This window comes from Xanthobacter pollutisoli (assembly GCF_040044995.1).
Lineage (GTDB): Bacteria > Pseudomonadota > Alphaproteobacteria > Rhizobiales > Xanthobacteraceae > Xanthobacter.
Window position 1 is genome coordinate 1 of sequence record NZ_JBDZDP010000049.1, and the last position, 7807, is coordinate 7807.

Genomic DNA, 7807 nt, shown 5'->3' on the forward strand with positions numbered 1-7807 from the left:
ACGATCCGGAGCACCCGGATGGAACCATGGCCTTCTCACAGTTCGGCATCGAAAGCCTCTGCAACCTCATCGAAATCCACCGCAGCACAACGAAGTAGGTCTGCCGCGGCCCTCGCCGGATGAATACAGCCTTCCCGCCCGAGCAGAACGTGCAAACGCCGATAGCCGAAGCGCCGTCGCTCATGGGCGATGGCTTTCATGCGCTCGCGCAGGGCCGTGTCGTCCACCCGCGTCGTCTTGTACCTCATGGTCATGCGGCAGAAGCCGGTGGCTTTACACGCCCGCCGTTCGCTCATCCCGTGATGGGCCACCAGATGCGCGACAGCTTTGCGCTCGGCAGCGGGCGTCACCATTTCTTTCCCAGGAGATCCTTCAGCGCCACATTGTCGAGCATGGCATCGGCCAGCATGCGTTTCAGCTTGGCGTTCTCATCTTCCAGCGACCGCAGCCGCTTGGCCTCGGACACCTCCATGCCCCCGAACCGCGCCTTCCACTTGTAGATGCTGGCGTCGCTGACCCCGTGCCTGCGGCACAGCTCAGCCACCGGGATCCCGGCCTCATGCTCCTTCAGGATCCCGATAATCTGCTCTTCTGAAAAACGCCTGCGCTTCATGTCCTGGTCCTCAAGTCGGGCCAGAACGAACTTCAAGCTGGATTAGACATGAGGGGCAACGTCAACGCGCACAACGTCGTCCTGGTCGGCGGTCCCGGTACCGGCAAGACCCACATCGCCACGGCTCTCGGCGTCCACGCCGTCGAGCATCATCACAGGCGGGTCCGCTTCTTCTCCACCGTCGAGCTCGTCAACGCCCTCGAACAGGAGAAGGCCCAGGGAAAGGCCGGTCAGATCGCCGGCCGCCTCGTCCACGCCGACCTCGTCATCCTCGATGAGCTCGGCTACCTGCCGTTCAGCACCTCGGGCGGCGCCTTGCTGTTCCACCTGCTGAGCAAGCTCTATGAGCGCACCAGCGTGGTCATCACCACCAATCTCAGCTTCTCCGAATGGGCCACCGTCTTCGGCGACGCCAAGATGACCACGGCCCTGCTCGACCGGCTCACCCATCACTGCCATATCCTCGAGACCGGCAATGACAGCTTCCGCTTCAAGAGCAGCTCGGCAAAGCCACCCAAACCCACCAGGGAGAAGCCGCGAAACTTGACCGCAACCTGACCCCAGACCACCATCGACCCGGGTCACTTCTCAGTGGAAATCCAGGGTCACTTCTCGACGGAAATCAACAGCATCAACATGGCGGCGTGACACACACCAGAACCAAGCTTAGCGAAGCCGCCAATCTGTCCGCCAATGCGGGACCACCTCACAATGATCTGGCTCCGCTGAATGTCGATCGCTCCTAGGTCTTCGGCACTGACTATCCCACACCCGACGGCACCTGCATCAGGGACTACATCCACGTCACCGATCTCGCCCGCGCACACGTGGCGGCGTTCGACCGACTGCGGGCGGGGGAGGAAGCCTGACCCTGAATTGCGGCTGCGGCCGCGGTTACTCGGTGCTGGAAGTGGTAGAGGTGGTCAAGCAGGTGTCCGGGGTGGACTTTCCGGTGAAGATTTCGCCGCGACGTGCGGGCGACCCCGCCGCCCTCGTGGCCGGCGCGGATCGCATCCGCTCGGAATTGGGCTGGAAGCCCTATTTCGACGACCTGTCCATCATCGTGCGGCATGCCCTTGAGTGGGAGCGACGGCTCGCGCGTCGGAAGGTGCAATCGCCGGAGGCTGCGTCCGCTTAAGGCCGCAGCGTACTGCCGCTGCCGCCAGACGGTGGATCGGCATTCCGGGGACGTCGTGTTTTCTCGCCTCCCGGAAGTTGAACCTTTAGCCCCTGGATTGTTGGCCCATCAGCCGACAGCGATTTCCCTGCCGCTCGAACCCCATTCGGTCCAGGAGCCGTCATAGAGGGCGAGCGGCCGCTTGCCGATCATCTCGAGCGCCACCCACAGGATGGCGGCAGAGACGCCTGATCCGCAGGAGGTGATGACAGGCTGCGACAGGTCTAGGCCGGAGGTATCGATCGCCTTGCGAAGTGCGTCGGGCGGCAGCAAGCCTCCGTTCTGGACGATGCGGCCGTGGGGCAGGTTGAGGCTGCCCGGCATGTGACCGGAAGGCAGGCCCTCTCTAGGTTCCGGCGCCTCGCCTCGGAATCTGGCTTCTTGCCGGGCATCGAGCACCTGCGCCGCACCGGTCTTGAGCGCCTGGTCCACCCGCTTGATATCGGCGACGAGGGAATGGTCGAAGCGCGGGGTGAAGCTCGCCGGCAGGCGGCGCGCCGGGCCGTCCTCAAGCGGCCGCTCCTCGGCCTTCCATTTGGGAAGCCCTCCGTCGAGCAGCTTCACGTCTCGTGCGCCGAAGGTTCGGAACGTCCACCACACCCGTGGTGCCGAAAACAGGCCGAGGGAATCATAGACCACGATCTTGAGCCCGTCGCCGATCCCCAGCGCCCCAATGGCGACGGCGAAGCTGTGCGCGTCCGGTAGCATGTGGGGCAGGGGCGTGGAGTGATCGGCGATGGCGTCGATGTCGAAATGCACCGCGCCGGGAATATGTTCAGCGAGGAATTCCTTGGCTCCGCTCCGGCCCGAGTTGGGCATGTGCCAGGAGGCATCCACGACCACGAGGTCCGGCGCGCCGAGGTTGGCAGCGAGCCATGTGGTGGAGACGAATAGGCTCTCGGATACATTAAGCGGTAGTGACGTCATTAAATTCTCACCATGCGGGTGGACGAATTTTGAGCAGAACGAACACCGGAAAACGTCAAGGCTTTGTTCGCAGGACGGTCATTTTCCTAATCCCGTGCGGAGCGCATAAAACCAAAAGACGCAGTGCGGACGCTGCTCTGAGTTGAATATTTATAATAGAACAACTAAAATTAAAATCAAAAGTAAATTTATCATATAAAAAAATTTTAAATACGAATATAATTATAATTAGTCGATATATAGTATCATTAATATTATTTTTTTCGCCTTCTGTGTCCATGCCAAAATAATCCATATATCTTAATAAAATCTAGTCTTTATTTATCGCAGCGGAAGAACGTTGTCCGTGGTTCGAACAGCGCAGTTCGTGTCTCCCCGTCGCCCACTTTGGTGATCCGTCCGGTCCGATCGATCTCGCCCGATTGATACCGCCGAGGTGTGAGCCCGAGATAAGCCCCGACGGACCGGGAGCGGGCGAAACGCTCGGGCGCATTGATCGTTGCTCTGAATGTCAGAGCGGAAACCGGCCCGATCCCGGGCCTGGTCGGCAACAGGCGGCAGACCGGATCATTCCGGACAGCCTGGACGACCAGGCGGTGAAGGCGCTGGTACTCCTGCATCAGTGCGTTCCGAGCTGCCAATAGGGGAGCCATCAACTCAGCTAGGATGGCGTTGTTTTCAACCAGATCTCGGACACGGGAGGCAAATCCGGTACGCGACACGATGCCGACCTTCAAGCCGAAGGGACGGAGCAATCCACGAAGTGTCTGCTCTGACGCGGCGATGGAGCGGATCAGATGCTTGCGTGCCGCCACCAGCGTTCGGGCATGCTGGCTGCCGATGCTCTTCACGTGCACGACCTTGTACCAGCCAGCCCTGACCACCTGGGCAATGCCGCGCGCGTCGTTCCGATCGGTCTTGACGGGCATTGCCGACAACGCCGCCTTCACCTGCCGCGCCTTCAGACTGATGGCGGGAAAACCAAGCTCCGCCAAGCCCGCACTCAGCCATTCCGACATCGGCCCAGCCTCAAGCCCAATCTTCGCAATCCGATCCCGCCAGGGCTGGAGACATTGCGAGATGGCGGACGCCTCCGACGCCACGCTCGCCTCCTTCAGGATTTGACCTTCCCGGTCGATGACACAGACGGCTACGGAGTTCAGAGAGACATCAAGGCCAACGTACACCATGGGGACTGACGTGCCCCCCGTTTTTTAGGCCGATCTGAGCTGGAATTTTCCACTTATTGAAGCGCTCCCCGTTTCTAGGCCATCCGGAGCTGGAAAATTCCGGGGTTAGGGCTCATACCGGCGGGGATGCCGGAGAGCCATTCATGAGCGCTATCGGCGGCTTGTTGCCGATCGCGCTGTGCGGCCGAACCTCGTTATAGTCTCTACGCCAAGCCTCCATTTTCGCCCGCGCGTCGTCAAGGCTCATGAACCAGTGCGTGTTCAGGCACTCCGCCCGGAGCTTGCCGTTGAACGACTCGATGAAGCCGTTGTCCGTCGGCTTGCCAGGCCGCGAGAAGTCGAGCACCACACCTTTCTGATACGCCCACAGGTCGAGATTCCGACTGACGAACTCCGATCCCTGATCCACCCGGATGCTCTGCGGATAGCCCATGCTCCGGCAGATCCGTTCGAGCGTCAGCACGACATCCTCGCCCCGATAGCTGAACCGTGGATCCACCGCCGGCGAGAACCGTGTGAAGGTGTCGACGATGGTCAGAACCCGGATCTTCCGGCCCGTGGCGAGCTGATCGTCCGCGTCGCCGGACGACGGTCGGCCCGCAGCTTGGCCTTCACACGGCGCTTCGGCACCTTGTTCCGCAACTGAAGGCCCAAGTCCTTGTAAAGGCGATAAATCCGCTTCGGATTGACCGCCCAGCCCTCTCGCCGCAACAGGATGTGCACGCGGCGATAGCCATAGCGCACGCGCGTCTCGCAGATCTCCTTGATCCGCTGGTTCAGCTCGGCCTGCGTGCCCCGCTTCGACTTGTAGGCATAGAGCGCCCGATCGACCGCCAGGGTGGCACAGGCACGCCTGGCCGATACCTTCCAGTCTTCGCGCAGCCTGTCCACAAGCTCGCGCTTGCGCGCAGGCCTCAGAGCTTTATTGACAGCACGTCCTGCAACATCGCCTTGTCGAGCGACAGGTCCGCCACGATCCGCTTCAGCTTCGCGTTCTCATCCTCGAGCTGGCGCAGCCGCCGCATCTCCGAGGGCATGAGGCCGGCGTATTTCTTGCGCCAGTTGTAGAACGTCGCGTCCGAAATCCCGGCCTTCCGGCACACCTCCGCCACCGGTGTCCCGTCTTCCGCCTGCTTCAGCACGAACGCGATCTGCGCCTCTGTGAACTTCGACGCCTTCATGGAACTCTCCTCGTCCCCGAGCCGGGGATCATAAGTGGAAAACTCCAGCTCAGATTGGCCTAAAAAACGGGGGGCACGTCACGCTGGGCCAGAACGAACTTCAAACTGGATTAGGCAGCAGGGGCAACGTCAGGCATCCACCCCATCAGTTCACACAGGTTGGTCGACGCTCCGTAGTTCGTCCCAACAGTATATCTCCCGGCGTGTGCTCATGAAAACCTCGCGTGGCTTCGGACGGGGCGATTTCCCCAGCCAGAACGGACCGCACGTCAAGCGCTCAGACAAGGACGTTCGGCACCTCGGTCTTGCGCTCCAGCCACGCCGGCACCGGCAGGTTCTTGGAGCGCAGGAACTCGGGGTTGAACAGCTTCGACTGATAGCGGGTGCCATAGTCGCAGAGGATGGTCACGATGGTGTGGCCCGGACCCATCTGCTTTGCCAGCCGAATGGCGCCCGCGACGTTGATGCCGGAGGAGCCGCCGAGGCACAGGCCCTCGTGCTCCAGAAGGTCGAACACCACCGGCAGAGCCTCCTCGTCGGGGATCTGGAAGGCGGCGTCCACCGGCGCATCGACGAGGTTGGCGGTGATCCGCCCCTGTCCGATGCCCTCGGTGATGGAGGAGCCCTCGGCCTTCAGCTCGCCCGTGGTGTAATAGGAATAGAGCGCCGCGCCCATGGGATCGGCGAGGCCGATCTGAATGGCCTTGTTGCGTTCCTTCAGCGCGATGCCGATGCCGGCCAGCGTGCCGCCGGTGCCCACTGCGCAGATGAACCCGTCCACCTTGCCATCAGTCTGCTCGTAGATTTCCGGGCCGGTGGTCTCGATATGGGCCTGGCGATTGGCCACATTGTCGAACTGGTTGGCCCAGATGGCGCCGTTGGGCTCGGTCTTGGCGAGCGCCTCGGCAAGGCGGCCGGAGACCTTCACGTAATTGTTCGGGTTGGAGTAGGCCACCGCCGGCACCTCTACCAGCGTGGCGCCGGCTAGCCGCAGCATGTCCTTCTTTTCCTGGGACTGGGTATCGGGAATCACGATCACGGTGCGGAAGCCGAGGGGCGCGGCCACCAAAGCGAGGCCGATGCCGGTGTTGCCGGCGGTGCCCTCGACGATGACGCCGCCGGGCTTCAGCTCGCCGCGGGCCACCGCGTCCTTGATGATGCCGAGCGCGGCGCGGTCCTTCACCGACTGGCCGGGGTTCAGGAACTCCGCCTTGCCGAGAATATCGCAGCCGGTCGCCTCGGAGGCGCGCTTCAGGCGGATGAGGGGGGTGTTGCCGATGGAGTCGATGAGGCCGTTACGGATCATGATGCGTGCAACCATTCAACCAAGGTTAATCAGGCTTAGCGAACACCGCCCGCGCGAGCCGGTCGGCACGGCAGTGATCGAAGGAATGAGCGGGGACAAGGGTCTAATGGGGAGGCCATGAGGTCCAGTATTCCACCAAAATCGTGAGCGCAATAAACACCGCCACAAACACCGCCACGCGTCTGCCCCGCCTGCCCTGGGGAAGGAGAGGCAAGCGCGCGCAATTCCGCCGCAGGGCCAGCACTGTCGGTCGTACCTATATTATCGATTTTGTGGACGCGGTGGCCAAAAAAGTGGCTGCCGCGTCGGGCAAAGCCGCCGACCTTGGTCATCCGGGACCGTGATCGCTTCCCAGTCCGTGCCGTTCCTCAGAACCGGACCGAGAAGCGCAGAGACCCGGCGTGCGAGATGAAATCGTTGCCCGCGACTCCTTCGTAGCTCAGCCTGAGGTCGATGTTGTCCTTGGCGCTCCACTGCACGCCGAGCGTCACGTCGGCCAGCCAGTCGGGCAGCGCGACGACCGTGCTGAAGCTACCCGCGCCCACCGGCGCGTTCAGCAGGGCTGCGGTCACATCCCAGGTGTTGTTGGAGTACCAGGTCGCGCCGATGGCGCCATAAGGACGCAGCACTGAGCCGTCCGGCAGGTCGTAGCGCGCCCCGATCTCCAGGTGCGGGCCGAGGGCCACGGTGAAGTTGTCGTTCTGGGCCACCGCCAGGTCGTAGGGGCTGAGATGGCCGCCTTCGCTGAAGCCGGGCACCGAGGTGTAGATCACGTCCATCTGGCCGTAGGGCTTCAGGTACCAGTTCTGGAACGGCAGGTGGTATTCCGCCCGGAGGCGGCCGGCGAACGTGTAGGTCTCGTAGGACGAATCCGACAGATAGGTCGAGGTCCCGATCACGGTCTGGCGGCTCGCGTCATACCAGCCGTAGCCGAAATGGGCGGCGCCGGAGAGCAGCCACGGACCCAGCTCGCGCTTGAGCGAGGCCGAGATGCCCACTTCCTGGCCTTGTGTCGAGGAATAGCCGAACTCGTTGGAGAACCAGTCGAGCCCGTAGGAGGCGGCGGCGCCGAGGAACCAGCCGGTCGCGACTTCCTTCTGCACGCCCATGCGATAGGCCGTCTGGTTGACGTCGAAGCCGGTGTAATCGCCCGGGCTGAACGAGGTGTAGCCTGCATCGACGCGGGCCCAGGCGCAGTCTCCCTGCTGCAGGAGCGTGCCGGTGACGTTGCCCCTCATGTCTAATCCAGCTTGAAGTTCGTTCTGGCCCGACTTGAGGACCAGGAGATGAAGCGCAGCCGTTTTTCAGAAGAGATGGGGTATTCGGTCCTGATCTCTTGAGCCGTTTGCGGCGTTCCGCGGCGAAGAGGACGATCGGGGCCTGAACCCAGCGCCGGGAGGTCCCCATGGTGTA

The 7807-nt window shown here is 62.4% G+C and carries 4 protein-coding genes and 4 pseudogenes; 2 read left to right on the top strand and 6 right to left on the bottom strand.

The features are described 5' to 3' along the window. Positions 1–128: 128 nt before the first annotated feature. Positions 129–613 (bottom strand): annotated as a pseudogene (locus tag ABLE93_RS26455) (transposase); the annotation flags it as partial. A 54-nt stretch (positions 614–667) separates the two neighbouring features. Between ABLE93_RS26455 and istB the strand changes: the two are divergent. Continuing rightward, a pseudogene (gene istB, locus ABLE93_RS26460) lies at positions 668–1171 on the top strand (IS21-like element helper ATPase IstB); the annotation flags it as partial. 188 nt (positions 1172–1359) lie between these two features. Then, positions 1360–1751 (top strand): annotated as a pseudogene (locus ABLE93_RS26465) (NAD-dependent epimerase/dehydratase family protein); the annotation flags it as partial. 108 nt (positions 1752–1859) lie between these two features. Here the strand turns inward: ABLE93_RS26465 and sseA are convergent. From sseA to ABLE93_RS26490, 5 genes and pseudogenes are all read right to left on the bottom strand, one after another. Continuing rightward, positions 1860–2717, bottom strand: a complete 858-nt coding sequence (sseA, locus tag ABLE93_RS26470; RefSeq protein ID WP_348842657.1) for a 3-mercaptopyruvate sulfurtransferase — start codon at positions 2715–2717, stop codon at positions 1860–1862. A 317-nt stretch (positions 2718–3034) separates the two neighbouring features. Next, positions 3035–3907, bottom strand: coding sequence for an IS110 family RNA-guided transposase (locus ABLE93_RS26475; RefSeq protein ID WP_348842658.1), 873 nt, complete (start codon positions 3905–3907; stop codon positions 3035–3037). 112 nt (positions 3908–4019) lie between these two features. Further along, a pseudogene (locus tag ABLE93_RS26480) lies at positions 4020–5088 on the bottom strand (IS3 family transposase). Between the two features lie 277 nt (positions 5089–5365). Continuing rightward, complete coding sequence (locus ABLE93_RS26485) at positions 5366–6394, bottom strand: cysteine synthase A (RefSeq protein WP_510183096.1); 1029 nt, start codon at positions 6392–6394, stop codon at positions 5366–5368. A gap of 368 nt (positions 6395–6762) precedes the next feature. Next, entirely contained in the window at positions 6763–7632 is an 870-nt protein-coding gene (locus ABLE93_RS26490) for an autotransporter outer membrane beta-barrel domain-containing protein (RefSeq protein WP_348842659.1), read from the bottom strand. Positions 7633–7807: the final 175 nt, after the last annotated feature.

Excerpts from the sequence above, each read along its gene's own strand:
- sseA (WP_348842657.1), bottom strand. The coding sequence starts at position 2,717 with ATGACGTCACTACCGCTTAATGTATCCGAGAGCCTATTCGTCTCCACC.
- ABLE93_RS26475 (WP_348842658.1), bottom strand. The coding sequence starts at position 3,907 with ATGGTGTACGTTGGCCTTGATGTCTCTCTGAACTCCGTAGCCGTCTGT.
- ABLE93_RS26485 (WP_510183096.1), bottom strand. The coding sequence starts at position 6,394 with ATGATCCGTAACGGCCTCATCGACTCCATCGGCAACACCCCCCTCATC.
- ABLE93_RS26490 (WP_348842659.1), bottom strand. The coding sequence starts at position 7,632 with ATGAGGGGCAACGTCACCGGCACGCTCCTGCAGCAGGGAGACTGCGCC.